This window comes from Marinobacter sp. HL-58 (assembly GCF_001314605.1).
Lineage (GTDB): Bacteria > Pseudomonadota > Gammaproteobacteria > Pseudomonadales > Oleiphilaceae > Marinobacter.
This window is the reverse complement of record NZ_LIHP01000017.1, coordinates 35,716-51,663: the sequence shown is the minus strand read 5'-3', so window position 1 is coordinate 51,663 and position 15,948 is coordinate 35,716. Positions and strand designations below refer to the sequence as shown.

Below are 15,948 nucleotides of genomic sequence, written 5' to 3'. Positions count from 1 at the left end.
CACGTACGAGTGGGAGGAGTTCCGGGTGTCAATGGCTGAACAGAGGAGTAAACAGGGGGCAATGATAACGCAACAGTGCCAGGGCCTCCATACGGGTGGCAACGCACTGAAGTAACGCAGCCTGCCGGGTGGGTATGCTATAAAGGTACCATTGACTGACAGGGCGATTTTAACCATCCGAAGGACTCGCCAGGGGACACAGACCAAGGAGCACTATCCGTGAACATCTCTGCTGGATTTCGATACCTCACCATCGTGATCATGCTGGCCATCCTTTCCGGATGCGCTGTAAACCCGGTTACCGGCAAAAAGCAGTTGTCGCTGATTCCCGAAAGCCAGGAACTGTCCATCGGCAGTGAGCAGTACAAGCCCACCCAGCAAACCCAGGGCGGCCGTTTCTACCTGGACCCGGATCTGAACCGATACGTTGAGGAAGTGGGCCAGAAGCTGGCGAAAGTCAGCGACCGCCCGGACCTTCCCTACGAATTTGTGGTGTTGAACAGCAGTGTGCCCAATGCCTGGGCACTGCCGGGCGGCAAGATCGCAATCAATCGTGGCCTGCTGACAGAATTTGATGATGAAGCCCAGCTGGCCTCCGTGCTCGGGCACGAAATCGTCCATGCGGCTGCAAGGCATAGCGTTCAGCGCATGCAACAGGGAATGCTGATCAGCGCCGGCGTGGCCGGGCTGGGCTTTGCGCTTTCAGATAATGAATGGGCAGGCCTGATCATGGGGGGCGCAGCCATGGGTGCCCAGCTTGCCCTTGCACAGTACAGCCAGGGTGATGAGCTTGAGTCAGATCATTTCGGCATACGATACATGAAGGAAGCCGGCTATGATCCTCAGGCGGCCGTGGAACTTCAGGAGCTCTTTGTGAAGCTCTCCGAAGGCCGCGAAACCAGCTTTATCGAGGGCATGTTTGCCACTCACCCACCTTCACAGAAACGTGTTAACGAAAACCAGAAACTCGTTGACGACATTGGCGCCGGGGGCTTCCGCGGGCGCGAGGAATACCAGAAGAAAACCGAATTCCTGCGCAGCCGGCAACCTGCCTACGACGCCCATGACGAAGCCATGAAACTGGCGAGCGACGACAAGTTCGATGAGGCCATTGCAAAAATCAACGAGGCCATCAAGATCGAGCCGGAAGAAGCTGCGTTCTATTCCCTGCGTGGCCAGATATACAAGGCACGGGACGAGCCGGAAAAAGCCGAGGCCGACTTCGACAAGGCCACCTCCCTTTACCCGGAAATGTTCACCTACCAGTTGCACAGCGGCCTCAATGCCCTGGCGCTTAACAAACTGGACAAGGCAAAAGAGCGCCTGAACAAAGCCAACGAAACCGTCCCGACCTCCATTGCCTATCTGCGCCTCGGTGATATTTCGGTCAAGCAGAATCGCCGGGACGACGCCATCCAGTATTACAGCACCGCAGCGAAGGCTGAAGGTGATATCGCCGAGGAAGCAAAACAGAAACTGGCCCGGCTGACGGAGAATTAACGTCATCGTCCGCATTGACTTTTAGAGCAATAACTCTAAAAATCGAGGTATCGAAACAACAACCGGACGATTGCCATGCTCGCGAAACGTATCCAGCCGATGGTCTTTCAGGCCCGCCGGCTTTATGTAGAGCTTATGTTCCAAGTCATGGGGCGTGCGCTTCAGGCTGTCAGCGAAATAGATGCCTCTGTACAGAAGGAAGCCCGGGCCCTGCCCGAGGGCTTCCTGTTTGAAATGATGGTGATGCCGGATGGCTCACGGCTGATCGTTGAGCACACCGGCGACGGCCGTTTTCATTACCACGGTGATTCAGCCCCCCGCCCGGTGGACCTGTCCATCCAGTTCAAACATATCGCCCACGCCTTCCTGGTGCTGTCGTTCCAGGAGAAGACATCCGTCGCCTTTGCCAACGACCGCATGCTGGTGGACGGGGATATCAGTTACGCCATCCGCATGACCCGGATTCTGAACCGGCTGGAAACCTTTATCCTGCCCAGGCTGGTGGCGGAAAGGGCCGTAAAGGAATACCCCTCGAACCTGCACCTGCCCGAAAAACTTCTCAGTGCAGCTCGTATTTACCTCAAGGTAGCAACCAATTTCGTCGAGACGGTGAGAGCATAATGACCAATCAATACTATGAGTTTTTCTGCCCGGTTAAGGTGATTGCCGGCAAAGCGGCTCTGGAGCACATTCCCTATGAGCTGACCGGCCTGGGTGCGAAACGCCCGATGATTGTCACGGACAAAGGCGTTCGTGCCGCCGGCCTCCTGGACCCGGTACTTGCTGCCTGCGAAGAGAGTGGGCTGGAAATCATCAGTATCTACGACGATGTGCCACCGGACTCCTCCACCGGGGTGGTGAAAGACATCGCCGGCATCTATCGCCGGGAAAAGTGCGATTCCCTGATTGCAGTAGGCGGCGGCTCCGCCATTGATACCGCCAAGGCCGTGAACATTCTGGTCTCTGAAGGCGGTGACGACATTGCAAAGTACAGTGGCGCGGGCGTTATCAAACACCCGTTGAAGCCATTTCTGGTGGTTCCCACAACCGCGGGTACCGGGTCAGAGGTCACCTCTGTGGCGGTTATTACAGATACCGCCAAGTCAGTGAAGCTGCCGTTCACGTCGTCATTCCTGTTGCCCAATGCGGCAGTCATTGACCCGCGGATGACGCTGACGTTGCCGCCGCACATCACCGCGGCAACCGCAATGGATGCCATGACCCATGCCACCGAAGCCTTTACCTGCATGGCCAAGAACCCGCTCAGTGATGCCTATGCAACGGCGGCAATCAAGAAAATCAGTAAATCGCTGCTTAAGGTGATGGATAACCCGAAGGACCGGGACAACCGGCTGGAACTGGCCCAGGCTTCCACCATGGCCGGCATTGCCTTTTCCAATTCCATGGTCGGCCTGGTTCATGCGCTGGGCCATGCCACCGGTGCTATCTGTCACCTGCCCCATGGCCTGTGTATGAGCCTGTACCTGCCCTATGTGCTGGAGTACAACCTGGAAACCATCCGTGAACCCCTGGGGGAGCTCCTGCTGTATCTGGAAGGCCCGGAAGTGTATTCCAGCACGCCGGCCAGCCGCCGTGCCGAAGCGAGCATTTCCGCACTCCGCAAGCTGCGGGATGAGCTCTACAAACGCTGCAAGCTTCCCCGAACCCTGAAGGAGACCGGCAGCGTAGAGGAACACCAACTGGATACCATTGCCGAACTGGCCATGGATGACGGCTCCATGATGTTCAATCCGAAAGAAGTCACACTTGAGGATGCCCGGGCCGTTCTGAAAACAGCCTGGGCCTGAGCCTACCGCCCCGGCAGCCGGATAACACCGGTTGCCGGGGCTTTGCGGGCTCCGGCTTTTGCAAAGGTTGACGAAAACATTCTATTGAAATCATTGAAATCAATAATGGAAAAAGTGACAATTCCTTCTCACTGGCAGGGATGTAGCCGGGTCAGATCTTTTGATGAAATCAGGGCCTTGCATCTATGCACAATGCATCCTCCAGCCGGCGCCTGCCGGTAGCCATTGCCTCGCTTACCTTTCTGTTCGCTTTCGGGTCTGGCACAGACACACTCGCTACCGAGGATACCGCCCCCGGTGAGAGTGAACGTGTTATCCGGTTTAATGTTTCCCCCAATGGCTACCCACCCTACCTGATCAGCGAGAACGGCAGGCAATCCGGCATCATGTGGGATGTGGTCACAAAGATTGCCAGCAGGCTGGATTACCGGGTGGTACCCGAAAAGATACCCCGCAAACGTGTGGACCAGATGCTTGCGGAGGGTTACATCGACGCCACCACCCGGGCAAAGGAATGGACAGACAACCCGGATGACTATGCCTTTACCGACCCCGTGGTGGATATCGAGGAGGTACTGTTCGTACCCAAAGACTCGGACCTGGAATTTGAAACACCCGAAGACCTGTTTTCACATACACTGGTGACCCACCTGGGCTACCACTACCCGGCCCTGCAGCCCCATTTCGAATCCGGCAAGATCCGGCGCTTTGATGTGTCCCGCGATAAAGACATGTTCGACTATGTGCTCCATGGCGACGACATGGATGCCGCCGTTGCTGACCGCCTTGTTGGCCGGTGGATTCTGATGAAAGAAAACATGCAGACAGAGTTTCGCAGCACCCCTGAAACCCTGAGCGAATACGGCTTCCGGGTGATGCTCAGAAAGGACTGGGAAGACTTTGCCGAAGACTTCAACCATGAGCTTGAAACGATGCGGGAGAGCGGCGAGCTGGACGAAATCCTGTCGAACTACCGCTAACTCCCGCATGGCTCCGCCGCCCTGCCTCTATTCCAGCCGCCTGAGCAACAACATGGGTGACACGCTCAATACCGGCTTCAGCTGCCAGCGTCCGAACAGCGCCAGCACCAGGGCACTGAGCAGCGGAATAGGCAGAATGGCCTGCCAGTGCCAGCGGAACTCCCCCTCAAACATCCTGAACTGCAACGCCCATACAGCGCCCTCTGCCGCTGCAACCCCGAGAATTCCGGCAAAGAAGCCCAGCAAGGCAAACTCCAGCATGGTGCTTCTCACCAGCAGCGACTGCCTGCCCCCAAGGGTTCGTAACAACGCCCCCTCCCGTTGACGATCCTGCATGGTTGCGCTGACCACCGCCGCCATGACCACCAGGGCAGCTGCAAGAATCAGCGCCAGTATCGCTTCGATGGCCTGGGTCACCTGACGCACAATTTCCTGAATGCGTTCAATCACGTGGTCAATTTCCAGCACCGAGACCGTGGGAAATCTGCGGGAGAATTCGTTGAGCTCCCCTTTCATACCCGAAGGCAGGAAGAACGCCGTAATCCAGGTTGCGGGCATGTCCTCCAGCCCGCCACCTGGTGGAAAGGCCATGTAGAAGTTGGGCTTCATGCTGTCCCACTGCACAGTGCGGATACTGGTTACGGTTTCCGTCACCGTATCCGAACCAATGGTAAAGCCAAGTTCGTCACCCACTTTGACCCCGAGTTTGCCGGCCAGCTCCGCCTCAATGGATACACCGTCTTTCTGGCCGTCTGCGAACCACTCTCCCGCCACAATCTTATTGTCGTCCGGTAACTGGTCCATCCAGGTCAGGTTAAGCTCCCGGTTCAGGGCACCTACCCGCTCTTCCTTGGTGACGGCTTCCTTGACTGGCTGCCCGTTCAACTCGGTGAGGCGGCCACGGACCATCGGGTACAACTGTTCCAGCGGGTGCCCCCGCTCTGACCAGAATTCATCGACTTCATCCACCGCCTGAGGCGAGATATTGATCAGGAAGTGGTTCGGGGTATCGTCGGGTAACTGTGCCTGCCAGTCGTCCAGCAATGATGTCCTTACCAGAATCAGCGTCGCTGCCAGCATCAGAGTCATGGCAAACACGGCTATCTGGGACAGACTTGCCCGGCGATGTCGGTACAGCCCCACAAGTGCCAGCCTCCAGGCATTACCTCCGCCACTGATCCTGCGCAGGGTACTGACCAGCAACCAGCCCAGCAGGGCGAGTGTGCCCAGCAGCAATGCCAGCCCGCCCAGCAGTGACAGCACCAGTGAAACTTCACGGGCGTACATCCACACCAGGCCAAACACTGCCACCACAGCAATGACGAGGTCCGGAATGGCTTCACGGCCGGATTCACCCGGCTGACTCCGCAATACCCGCATGGCCGGGACATTCCGCAGCCGGCGTATGGGGGGATAGGCAAAGGCAAACAGAGAGACCAGCGCCGTCAACAGCGCCGGTGCCAGTGCATTGGGATCGAGCTGGTAATCGATCTGCTGCTCCAGCACGTCTCCCAGCACACTGGACAGCAGCCAATACAGAGGCAGGGCCACCAGAAGCCCGCCAACAGCACCAACAACACCCCATAGTGCCAGCCTCCGCAGGTAAAGCCGGCCGATACCTTTGCTGCTGACACCCAGGGTTTTCAGCAGTGCGACGGTGTCTCTCTGGGAAAGCGCATACTGGCGGCTGGCCACGGCAACGGCCACCGCCGCCAGCATGACGGCCAGGCTGCCACCCAGCAACAGGAAGCGTTCGGCCCGCTCAAGGGACTGGGAGAAGGTTTCGCCATCGCGCACACCCTCCCATTCATGACTGGGTTCCAGCCGGGGTTGCAGCCAGCTGTAATAGTTATCGAGAGCGGCTTCTTCGCCAGCAAACAGGTACACATACTCAACACGGCTGCCCTCCTGGATCACACCGGTGGGTTCCACGTCGTCCACGTGCATCATGACCCGTGGAGCCAGTGAAGACATGCGGAAGCCGCCATCCGGTTCGCGCACCAGCAGACCCGAGATGGTCAGCTCGTGATTACCCACTTCCAGGCTGTCGCCGACCTCTAGTTCCAGTAACCGCAGCAGGCGTGGATTCACCCAGACCTCTCCCGGCCCGGGTCCATGGCCGACGGTCTGCCTGGGCGCATCGGCACCCTCCTGGTATTCCACCTGGCCACGCAGCGGGTACTCGTTGTTCACTGCCTTGATGGACACCAGCTGGAAATTATCAGCCCCGTATACCATGGTTGAGAATTCCACCATGCGGGCGGTTTCAAGGCCCCGCTGTTGTGCTTCTTGTAACCAGGCTTCCGGAACCGGGCGGCCGTTTTCCGCTTCCAGTTGCCGGTCTGCGGCGAGAAAGGAACTCGCGGAGGACACCAGCGTGCGTTGCAACTGACTGGCGAACAGCGCAATGGTGGCAACCGTGGCAACGGCAATGATCAACGCGGACAGAACAACGCGAACGTCCCTTTCACGCCAGTCGCGCCGGACCGACATCAGTTTCTTCGACGCTGCCATCAGTTCACCGTTTCCTGCTGCTGGGCCGATGAGGGTTCTGTCAGTATGCCGGCTTCAATATTGAACTGCCGGCCACAACGGGCGGCAAGCCGCTCATCGTGGGTGACCATCACCAGAGTGGTGCCCTGTTCCCGGTTCAGGGTCATCAGCAGGTCTGACACATCGGCGCCGGTGCGGTTGTCCAGGTTGCCGGTGGGTTCATCGGCAAACAGGATGGCCGGTTCCGAGGCGAAGGCCCTGGCGATGGCAACACGCTGCTGCTCGCCGCCGGAAAGCTGCCTGGGCGTGTGGTAAAGCCGCTCACCAAGGCCGACCCGTTCAAGCAGTTCCCGGGCCTTTGCTGCCGGGCTGTCAAAACCGCCAAGTTCCAGGGGCAACATCACGTTTTCAAGCGCCGTCAGTGCGGGCAATAACTGGAACGACTGGAATACAAAGCCGACCCGGCGGGAACGGAGCTTGGCCCGTTCATCCTCACTGAGCTGACTGATCACGGAGCCATCCAGTTCAACAGTGCCCTCCGAGGGTGTGTCCAGCCCCGCCAGGAGCCCCAGCAAGGTGGTCTTCCCGGAACCGGAGCGCCCGACAATCGCCACGGATTCACCGCGGTTGATTTCCAGACTGACCCCCTGCAAGATCGTCAACGTATCAGTTTCCAGGCTTACCTTGTGCGTCAGGTTACTGACCTTCAGCATGGGGCGCCGGCTTTCAGGTTTGTGATCACTTAAGTCGCTCACTGGCTCTCCGCAACGGTTGTATTTGGAACAGGTCCTTCATGAATACGGTACTTTTACGCCTGAGATCAATAGTTTTCCTCGCTTTAATTTGTGTCTGTGCGCAAGCGCAGGCCAGCCAGAACACCCTGATGATATTCGGTGACAGCCTCAGCGCCGCCTATGGCGTGCAGACCGAGGAGGCCTGGGTAGCGCTGCTGGAGGAGCGCCTCGAAGAGGAAGGCCTTGATCAGTGGCAGGTGGTCAACGCCAGCATCAGCGGAGAAACCACCGACGGCGGCCTGCGGCGCTTGCCGCGACTGCTGGACAAGAACCAGCCTGATATCGTTATTCTCGAACTTGGTGGCAACGACGGACTGCGTGGCTTCCCGCCCGATGTCATCCGCCAGAACCTGGCCAGCATGATTGAACAGGTCAATGACGCCGGTGCCCGAGCCCTGCTCGTGGGCATGCAGATTCCTCCCAATTATGGCCAGCGCTATACCCGCGCCTTTGCCGACATCTATCCCGAGTTGGCCGAGGAACAGGAAACCGAACTTCTGCCCTTTTTCCTGGATGGCATCTACGACCAGGAGGGCATGATGCAGGATGATGATATCCATCCCACCGCCGAGGCCCAGGGCCGGCTGCTGGACAACGTGTGGCCGGTACTGGAACCCATGCTGCGCCAATAAACCATTGCTGTCAGGTGAGAATTGCACCGGCATGGGCGACAGCCCGGCGTTCCGACCAGTAATAACCATCCCGGGCATGTTCCACAAAGCCCACGTGCCCGCCCCAGCGGGGAGACTCCAGACGGACATGGGCCCCGAGTTCCGAACGGGATTCGGGAAAACACTGTCGGGACAGGAACGGATCGTCGCCGGCATTGACGATCAGCGACGGCACCCGGATGTCTTTTAGTCTCCACAACGCCGAGCAGTTCGCCCAGTAATCCCTGGCATCCCGGAAACCGTGTAAAGGAGCGGTGTAGCGATCGTCAAACTCATGAAAGCTTCGAATCGACTCAAAGCCTTCGGTAGTGATGAGATCCGGAAATCGCCGGGATTTCTCTTCCATTTTTACACGCAGGTCCCGCAGAAAACGCTGCATGTATATGCGACGGCTGGGCAAAGCCAGGGTATCGGCACTGCCAGCGAGGTCACAGGGCACGGAATAGGTGATGGCACCGCAGATGCGGCTGTCCACACGTTCTGACTGCTGGCCCAGATACAGCAGGGTCAGGTTGCCCCCCATGCTGAAGCCAGAGAGGAAGGCCGTGTTGTATCCCTTGCTCAGGCCATGCCGGACGACCTGATCCAGGTCACCGGTTGCCCCGCTGTGGTAAAAGCGGGGCTGATGGTTCATCACACCGCCACAGGAGCGGAAATTCCAGGCCAGTACATCCCATCCTTCATTCAGCAGGGCGCGGGCCAGACCCAGCATATAGGGCCGACGGCTGTGGCCCTCCAGGCCATGGGACAACACCGCCAGGCGATCACTGCCCTGGCGATACCAGTCAAGGTGTAACTCGTCATCATCATCGGTGGGCAACACCTCACGCTCCGGCTCGGCAAGGGCCACCTTGCGAAACAGTGTCGGCCATATCGATTGAATGTGGCCATTGCGCAGCCAGGGCGGTGGTCTGTAATCCGAATGCTGGTAGTGCAAGATTTAACCTTTCAATTCATGGGCTTGACGCCACCCGGGAAAATCCCTATCATGCGCGCCATTCCGACTTTGTTCCCCGATAGCTCAGTTGGTAGAGCAACGGACTGTTAATCCGTTTGTCGCTGGTTCGAGCCCAGCTCGGGGAGCCACTTACAGCACCTCTCCCCGCTGCATGAACGCCTGCAGCACCCTGAACAGAGTTACCCCGTCCCTGGTTCCGGCCAGCTCCCGAATCGAATGCATGCCAAACTGCGGCACACCGATATCCAGCGTTGTCACCCCCAGGTTGCCAGCCGTCAACGGGCCAATGGTGCTGCCACAGCCCATATCGCTGCGCACCACAAACGTCTGGTATGGCAGATCCAGCTCGTCACTGATATGGCGATACAGGGCCGCAGAGCGGCTGTTGGTGGCATAGCGCTGGTTGTGATTGACCTTGATCACCGGCCCCTGATTGAGAACAGGGCCATGGTTTTCGTCATGCTTGTCCATGTAATTGGGGTGGATACCGTGGGCGTTGTCAGCCGAGATCATCATCGATCGGGCAATGGCTCTTGCCCTGCCCGCTCCACACCAGCGGTCCAGAACGGCGGACAGGAACGGGCCCTGAGCACCTTCCGCGGACATACTGCCCACTTCTTCATGATCATTGCACACCAGCAGGGCCGGCTCATCACCGGAAGATTCGATCAGGGCCTGCAGCCCGATATAACAGCTGAGCAGGTTATCCAGCCTGGCCGAGGCAATAAACTCGTCCCGCAACCCCACCAGCGAAGCGGGCTGGGCATCGTAGAAACCCAGTTCGTAGCCCAGGATCTTTCGCACACGAACGCCCGGTTGCTCTTCCGAAAGCTGTTTGGCAAGCAGATCCACAAAACGGGTGGTATCGTCCTCCGGCACCTGCATCAGCACCGGAGGCAGATCCGTCTGGGGATTGACAGTGCGGTTACTGTTGGCCTCCCGGTCCAGATGGATGGCCAGGCTGGGGATATAGGCTACGGCTTTGCGGAAATCGACCAGAGTGTCGTTCACCCGGCCGGACTCATCCACATAGGTAATCCGCCCCGCCAGGGACAGGTCACGGTCAAACCAGGGGTTGAGCAGCACCCCGCCGTAGACTTCCACGCCCAGCTGGAAAAACCCCTTTCGGCGCAGTTCCGGGTTCGGCTTTACCTTCAGGCACGGGCTGTCAGTGTGGGCGCCCACCATACGAATACCCGATTCCGCCACGTTCCGGCGGCCGGTACGGAAGGCGACAATGGATGAGCCGTTGCGAATGGCGTAGTAGCCCTGGCCAGCCTCCAGGTCCCAGTCGTCTTTTTCGTCGAGGGCACGGAAACCGGCCTTGTCCAGACGCTGTTTCATGGTGGCGACCGCGTGCCATGGAGTCGGTGAAGAATTGAGAAATCCAAGCAGTTCGTTGTTAAATTCAGCGTGTTCCATGATGTCCCTGATAAACTGATAATTGCGGCGCCAGTATGGCATGATGGCGCCCGACGTCATATCCGTACCAAACGGCTGCCCTGGTGCAGCCCGGCTAACCGGAGAGTGTACCTTGCCCGCACCGCGTTTTCTCGATATCGAATACTGCCAGACCGACGACGTGCTGTTTCCCGTGGCCATGGCCTGGTCCCTGGAAGACGGCCAGATGAAAACCGTCGTTATTGCCCCGGCCGATGAATGGATCCCCGAAGACGCCGATCTGGGCGATATTGACCTGCTCTATCTGGAAGAACAGGGCGTACCGCTGATAGAACTGGCTCACGAACTCCATCAGGATCTGCCCGACCAGACCGTTTACGTAGACGGCATGGACCCGGATGAAATCCTGGTGGATCTTATTTTCACCGCCGTCAGCATGGATGCCCCCTTCGAAATCGCTGGCGTTGAGGAACTCATCACCACCATGCCCCGGGAAGATCTGGACGACCGCCGCCGCCAGTTGTTGTCAGACGAAGGCCTGGAACCCCAGTTGCCGGAAAACGGCGTTTATGCGCTGCTCCTGATAGCCCGGGAAGAGGGCCTTTTCGACTAACCCCAATTCTATAACTCGCCGAGCAGGGCGAACTGTGACTTGTGTCGACGTAACAAACAGTTACAGAAGGCAGAATCTGTCGGAATCCGACAATGCCAGGAAGCCCGATAACAATGAACACGCTGTTGCGAGATATCCCCACGGCTGCCCTGCTCACAGCGGCCCTGCTGACAACAACAACCGCCACGGCCCAGGACAAACAATCCCGGGAGGGCATGACCTACATCGGGCTTCTGGGCAGCATTCTCAACCACCGCTCCGTGGGCCGAAACACGCTGGAGACAACCAACTCCTCCACCGGCTCGATGGTACTGGGCACCCATATTTCCGATCATTTCCATGTGGAAATCCGCGCTGGTGCAGGCACGACAACCGGTGAAATCGATAAAGAGCTGGAGCTGGACATCGAATACTTCGCCAGCTGGTACATCGGTGGCCATTACCCGATTACCGACTACGCCAACGCTTACGCACAGTTCGGCTTCTCCCATGTACAGGGTGAAGCCCGGCTAACCCCCCTCGGCGAGGCCCGGGAGGCGGATCCTGAAGACCGCTCCCCCTACGCCTCGCTTGCTGACGAGTACCCGGACAGTTCCTTCAGTGTCAGCTGGCTGGTGGGCCTGGATTTCGAGGTGATTGATAGCGGATTCATCGTGCTGGAAGGCGGCAGGCTTTTCGAAGATACCGAAACCGGCGCCAACACCTTCCAGTTCTCAACCGGTATCAGATATGAGTTCTGATATGCCAGCAACGGTGAATCCTGGCATTGCGCTGAAAATCCCGGTCGAGCGTATCGCGGGTTACCTCTTCAATGGCGAACTCTTCCTGCAGGTTCTCATCCAGACGGAACCGCCGGAAGTTTGTCGAGAAAATCAGTAACCCCTCGGACGTCAGCCGCTGCATTGCCTGCCGGATCATCCGCCCGTGATCTTTCTGGATATCCAGCACTCCAGCCATCCTCGCCGAATTGGAGAAGGTGGGCGGGTCCATGAAGATCAGGTCAAACCGCTGGTCGGGGGTTGGCCCCGCTGCCAGCCATTCCAGGCAATCTGCCTGCTCGACCCTGTGATGGGAGGCATCCGCCCCATTCAGCGCCAGATTCTCCTGCGCCCAGTTCACATAGGTTTTTGACATATCCAGGCTCAGTGACCGGGTTGCACCACCCACCACGGCATGAACCGTGGCCGCTCCGGTATAGCAGAACAGATTCAGGAACCGTTTGCCCGCGGCATGCTGCTGAATCCAGTGCCGCACCGGCCGATGGTCAAGAAACAGGCCGGTATCCAGGTAATCCTTCAGGTTCACCTTCAGTACACAGCCATGCTCGTGAACATTGAAAAACTCGCCACTGGCTGCCTGTTTTTCGTACTGGCTGGTGCCGGACTGCCTCTGGCGCTGCTTGCACACCATCGCCTCGCGATCCACGCCGATAGCCTCGGGAATCACCGCCAGCGCCTCTGCCAGCCGTTCCCGGGCGGAGCGTTCATCCACTGACTTGGGGGCTGCATATTCCTGTACGTGTACACGGCCTTCATAGATATCGATGGCAAGGGCGAACTCCGGCATATCCGCGTCATAAAGGCGATAGCTACCAATACCCTGCTTGCGGGCCCACTGGCCTACGGTTTTCAGGTTCTTCTTCAGACGATTGCGCAGCATGGCGGCGCGTTTTTCGTTGGTAATCCTGGGAGTGACTTGGCCGGGCACATCCGGTTCCCGTGGCGTCATGGCACTGACATCGTCCACATTGAACAGCAGCAACTGTGCCGGTAACTTGCCGTTGTACAACCGGTACTGCTTGTAGCTGCGCAGGCCAATGGATTTACCGTATTCAGGCGCGCCGGTGAATATTCCGAGCCGCCAGCCCGGTAACTCGGACTTCACGGCTTCGCCCAGGCTCCTGTAAAGACTACCCAGCTCCTTGCGCTCGCTCAGGCGCTCGCCATAGGGGGGGTTCACCAGCACCAGCCCCCTGGCTGCCCAGTCCTCACCGCGGGAGAATGCGCTTACAGCCCGTTGTTCAACGTTCACGATACTCTCAAGGCCCGCACGCTGGAGATTATTCCTGGCGGTCTGTATCACAGCCCGGTCCTGGTCAAACCCCATGAAGATGGGCACCCGGCCATCGATGCCCTGCCTGCCCTCGTAGGCCCGTTTCTCGGCCTCCTGGCGCAACGCCAGCCACAGGTCCGGCTGGTGGCCCAGCCAGCGCTCAAAACCGAAGCGCTCCCGCTTGCGACCGGGGGCCAGGTCCAGCGCCATCATGGCAGCTTCAATCACCAGGGTGCCGGAACCACACATGGGATCGACAAAGTCACCACCCGCCTTCGCCAGCTCGGGCCACCCGCACCGCATCAATAGGGCTGCCGCCAGGTTTTCCTTCAGTGGCGCCGCCCCCTTTTCCGTGCGGTAGCCCCGCTTGTGCAGGCTGTCACCGCTCAGATCTATGCCCACAGACAAGGTACCGCGATTCAGGCGGGCAGACACGGTGACGTCAGGATTTTTAGCATCCACCGAGGGCCGCTCGCCGCTGGCACTGCGCAAACGGTCGACAATGCCATCCTTGACACGCTGGGCGCCAAACTGAGTGTTGCGAATGGCCTCGTTCTGGCCCACAAAGTTGACGCGAAAGCTGCCGTTGACAGGTATGTGCTGTTGCCACTCCAGGTCCGTGACGCCACCGAGCATCTGATCGCCGGAAGTGGCGTCCACATCCGCAAGGTGAAGGATCACCCGGTTTGCCAGCCTCGACCACAGGCAGGCCCGGTAGCCGCTCTCCAGGGTGCCGTTGGCCCAGACACCTGCCGGTGCGTTCCGGACCGGGTCCATACCGAAGGTACGCAGCTCGTCCTCCAGCAGATACTCCAGGCCCTTTGGGCAGGTTACAAAAAAGTTAAGGTCTGACACGTTCGACTCCTGAGTCGTTTCTGGTGTGGCTAAAGTCGTGGCATAGCGCATTATCCCGGGTTTTACCCGGTTCGTTATGTCACACAACTATAAGAGAAGCTTCATATAGATGAAATAAATAGTGTACAACGGCGGCGGCTTGGTCTTACCTTGTAAGTGACGCGTCGTTCCGGGAGCCCGAAAAAAGGCTCTCTGTTAACAGGATCCTGACTGCTCTGGCCATACCTGACAATAGTGGGTTACCCCGGAAGGGTTGCCCCAGTCTCGGCCACTGCAGATGTGTACACGCTTGTTCTGTTAATCCATCAGTGAGGAACGGCATGAAAAGACAGAAAAGAGATATGTACGCTCGTGCATTCAAACGGGGTTATCTGGCCGGCGTGTCCGGTAAAGCAAAAGACAGCTGCCCGTTGGAACAACCAGAAGTACGCCAGGAATGGCTTAACGGGTGGCGAGAAGGCCGCACAGATCAATGGGAGGGCATGACCGGCGTATCCGGCATCCACAAGCTGGCAAACGTAACGGCATGACGCTGTTTGCCAAAGCCCCGAATCTTTAATCTGATCTTTCAACAACACACAATTTGACGCAGTACTCAGAGCAACCCAAACGGGTCCTCCCGACCCGTATCATGCGATGAAGCGCCACGGGGTAAATTCCCCGCACGGGCCCGCTAAGCGGGCCCACTCTATTTCTGGCCCCACCGTTTTCAGATTGCTTTCACCCCAACCGGCGAATTGCTTCAACCGACTCCCGGATAAGTGCCGGCCCACGATAGATAAAGCCTGTGTATATCTGCACCAGCTTCGCCCCGGCCCGGATCTTTGCCGCCGCGCTGTCACCGTCGGTAATGCCGCCTACCCCGATAATCGGCAAGGATTCACCCAACTCTGCATAAAGCGCCTCGATCACCCGTGTTGAAGGCTCCCGTACCGGTGCACCACTGAGGCCACCCGCCTCTTCTGCATACCGGTGCCCGGCGACAGCATCACGGCTGATGGTGGTATTGGTTGCAATAACGCCATCAAGCCCTGACTCTTTCAGTGCCCCGGCAACGAACCGGATACCCTCGTCGTCCATATCCGGGGCAATTTTTACCGCCAGCGGCACGTAACGGCCATGCTCCTTTTCACAGCGGGCCTGTTCATCCTTGATGGCATGCATGAGGCCTTTCAGCGAATCGCCAAACTGCAGATCCCGCAAACCCGGCGTATTGGGGGACGACACATTCACAGTAATGTAGTCGGCACGGGAGTAGACCGCCGCTATGCCCTTACGGTAATCCGACTCGGATTCCTCGTTGGGTGTTACCTTGTTTTTACCCACATTGATTCCAAGAACACCGGAATAATGCTTTTTATCCACGCGCTCAATCAGGTGTTCAAGACCCTGGTTGTTGAAACCCATCCTGTTAATGAGCGCCTGATGCTCGGGGAGCCGAAACATGCGCGGTCTGGGGTTGCCCGGCTGGGCAAGAGGCGTAACAGTGCCCACCTCGATAAAACCGAAACCCAGCGCGCCCAGCGCATCGAGATGATCGGCATTCTTGTCCAGGCCTGCAGCCAGCCCCACCGGATTGGGAAAATCCAGCCCCATCACCCGCACGGGTAATGGGTCCGGCCGGGACACAAAAGCCTTTAGTAGACCAAGTTTTCCAGCCAGATCCAGGCCAGACAGGGTCAGATTATGGGCGGTTTCCGGTGGCAGTCGGAACAGCAATTCGCGCATAATGCCATACATAGAGGATCTCCCTGTTCGAGAATGACGCGGAGTATACCGGAACTTTTCCACAGCATCGCCCTACACCGCTTATATGACGGCTA

Annotated in this window: 14 protein-coding genes and 1 tRNA gene; 9 read left to right on the top strand and 6 right to left on the bottom strand. The window is 58.2% G+C overall.

Annotated elements, in window-relative coordinates; genetic code table 11:
• The first annotated feature begins 261 nt into the window (after positions 1-261).
• The 4 genes from HLUCCO03_RS15480 to HLUCCO03_RS15465 all read left to right on the top strand — a co-directional run bounded on the left by HLUCCO03_RS15480 (position 262) and on the right by HLUCCO03_RS15465 (position 4,288).
• A complete protein-coding gene (locus tag HLUCCO03_RS15480; RefSeq protein WP_155940021.1) occupies positions 262-1,500 on the top strand; it encodes a M48 family metalloprotease in 1,239 nt (412 codons plus the stop codon).
• A gap of 75 nt (positions 1,501-1,575) precedes the next feature.
• Positions 1,576-2,121 (top strand): hypothetical protein, encoded by a 546-nt coding sequence (locus HLUCCO03_RS15475; RefSeq protein ID WP_027831744.1) that lies wholly within the window; start codon positions 1,576-1,578, stop codon positions 2,119-2,121.
• Positions 2,121-3,308: an iron-containing alcohol dehydrogenase gene (locus tag HLUCCO03_RS15470; protein ID WP_027831743.1), complete on the top strand. Its 1,188-nt coding sequence runs from the start codon at positions 2,121-2,123 to the stop codon at positions 3,306-3,308. Before HLUCCO03_RS15475 ends, HLUCCO03_RS15470 begins: the two co-directional genes overlap by 1 nt.
• Before the next feature lie 185 nt (positions 3,309-3,493).
• A complete protein-coding gene (locus tag HLUCCO03_RS15465) occupies positions 3,494-4,288 on the top strand; it encodes an ABC transporter substrate-binding protein (RefSeq protein WP_027831742.1) in 795 nt (264 codons plus the stop codon).
• 27 nt (positions 4,289-4,315) lie between these two features.
• Here HLUCCO03_RS15465 and HLUCCO03_RS15460 read toward each other — a convergent pair whose 3' ends face one another.
• Complete coding sequence (locus tag HLUCCO03_RS15460) at positions 4,316-6,802, bottom strand: FtsX-like permease family protein (protein WP_027831741.1); 2,487 nt, start codon at positions 6,800-6,802, stop codon at positions 4,316-4,318.
• Positions 6,802-7,494, bottom strand: a complete 693-nt coding sequence (locus HLUCCO03_RS15455) for an ABC transporter ATP-binding protein (RefSeq protein ID WP_051603830.1) — start codon at positions 7,492-7,494, stop codon at positions 6,802-6,804. Before HLUCCO03_RS15455 ends, HLUCCO03_RS15460 begins: the two co-directional genes overlap by 1 nt.
• Positions 7,495-7,664: 170 nt before the next feature.
• Between HLUCCO03_RS15455 and HLUCCO03_RS15450 the strand changes: the two genes are divergently transcribed.
• Entirely contained in the window at positions 7,665-8,207 is a 543-nt protein-coding gene (locus tag HLUCCO03_RS15450) for an arylesterase (protein ID WP_292016739.1), read from the top strand.
• A gap of 10 nt (positions 8,208-8,217) precedes the next feature.
• On the opposite strand, the gene HLUCCO03_RS15445 is transcribed toward HLUCCO03_RS15450, so the two are convergent.
• Complete coding sequence (locus tag HLUCCO03_RS15445) at positions 8,218-9,183, bottom strand: YheT family hydrolase (protein WP_367142372.1); 966 nt, start codon at positions 9,181-9,183, stop codon at positions 8,218-8,220.
• A gap of 73 nt (positions 9,184-9,256) precedes the next feature.
• On the opposite strand from HLUCCO03_RS15445, the gene HLUCCO03_RS15440 reads away from it, so the two are divergent.
• Positions 9,257-9,332, top strand: a tRNA-Asn gene (locus HLUCCO03_RS15440).
• A gap of 1 nt (position 9,333) precedes the next feature.
• On the opposite strand, the gene HLUCCO03_RS15435 is transcribed toward HLUCCO03_RS15440, so the two are convergent.
• Positions 9,334-10,626 carry a M18 family aminopeptidase gene (locus HLUCCO03_RS15435; protein WP_027831737.1) on the bottom strand — a complete coding sequence of 431 codons (1,293 nt, stop codon included), beginning with the start codon at positions 10,624-10,626 and terminating at the stop codon, positions 9,334-9,336.
• Positions 10,627-10,738: 112 nt separating this feature from the next.
• Here HLUCCO03_RS15435 and HLUCCO03_RS15430 point away from each other — a divergent pair, with 112 nt between their 5' ends.
• Positions 10,739-11,218 carry a hypothetical protein gene (locus tag HLUCCO03_RS15430; RefSeq protein ID WP_292016738.1) on the top strand — a complete coding sequence of 160 codons (480 nt, stop codon included), beginning with the start codon at positions 10,739-10,741 and terminating at the stop codon, positions 11,216-11,218.
• Between the two features lie 113 nt (positions 11,219-11,331).
• Complete coding sequence (locus tag HLUCCO03_RS15425; RefSeq protein WP_027831736.1) at positions 11,332-11,958, top strand: outer membrane beta-barrel protein; 627 nt, start codon at positions 11,332-11,334, stop codon at positions 11,956-11,958.
• Here HLUCCO03_RS15425 and rlmKL read toward each other — a convergent pair.
• Positions 11,942-14,125 carry a bifunctional 23S rRNA (guanine(2069)-N(7))-methyltransferase RlmK/23S rRNA (guanine(2445)-N(2))-methyltransferase RlmL gene (gene rlmKL / locus HLUCCO03_RS15420; protein ID WP_027831735.1) on the bottom strand — a complete coding sequence of 728 codons (2,184 nt, stop codon included), beginning with the start codon at positions 14,123-14,125 and terminating at the stop codon, positions 11,942-11,944. The two genes, HLUCCO03_RS15425 and rlmKL, sit on opposite strands and share 17 nt — an antisense overlap.
• Positions 14,126-14,445: 320 nt before the next feature.
• Between rlmKL and rmf the strand changes: the two genes are divergently transcribed.
• A complete protein-coding gene (gene rmf, locus HLUCCO03_RS15415) occupies positions 14,446-14,655 on the top strand; it encodes a ribosome modulation factor (protein ID WP_027831734.1) in 210 nt (69 codons plus the stop codon).
• Positions 14,656-14,845: 190 nt separating this feature from the next.
• On the opposite strand, the gene HLUCCO03_RS15410 is transcribed toward rmf, so the two are convergent.
• Complete coding sequence (locus tag HLUCCO03_RS15410; RefSeq protein ID WP_027831733.1) at positions 14,846-15,865, bottom strand: quinone-dependent dihydroorotate dehydrogenase; 1,020 nt, start codon at positions 15,863-15,865, stop codon at positions 14,846-14,848.
• Between the last annotated feature and the right edge of the window lie 83 nt (positions 15,866-15,948).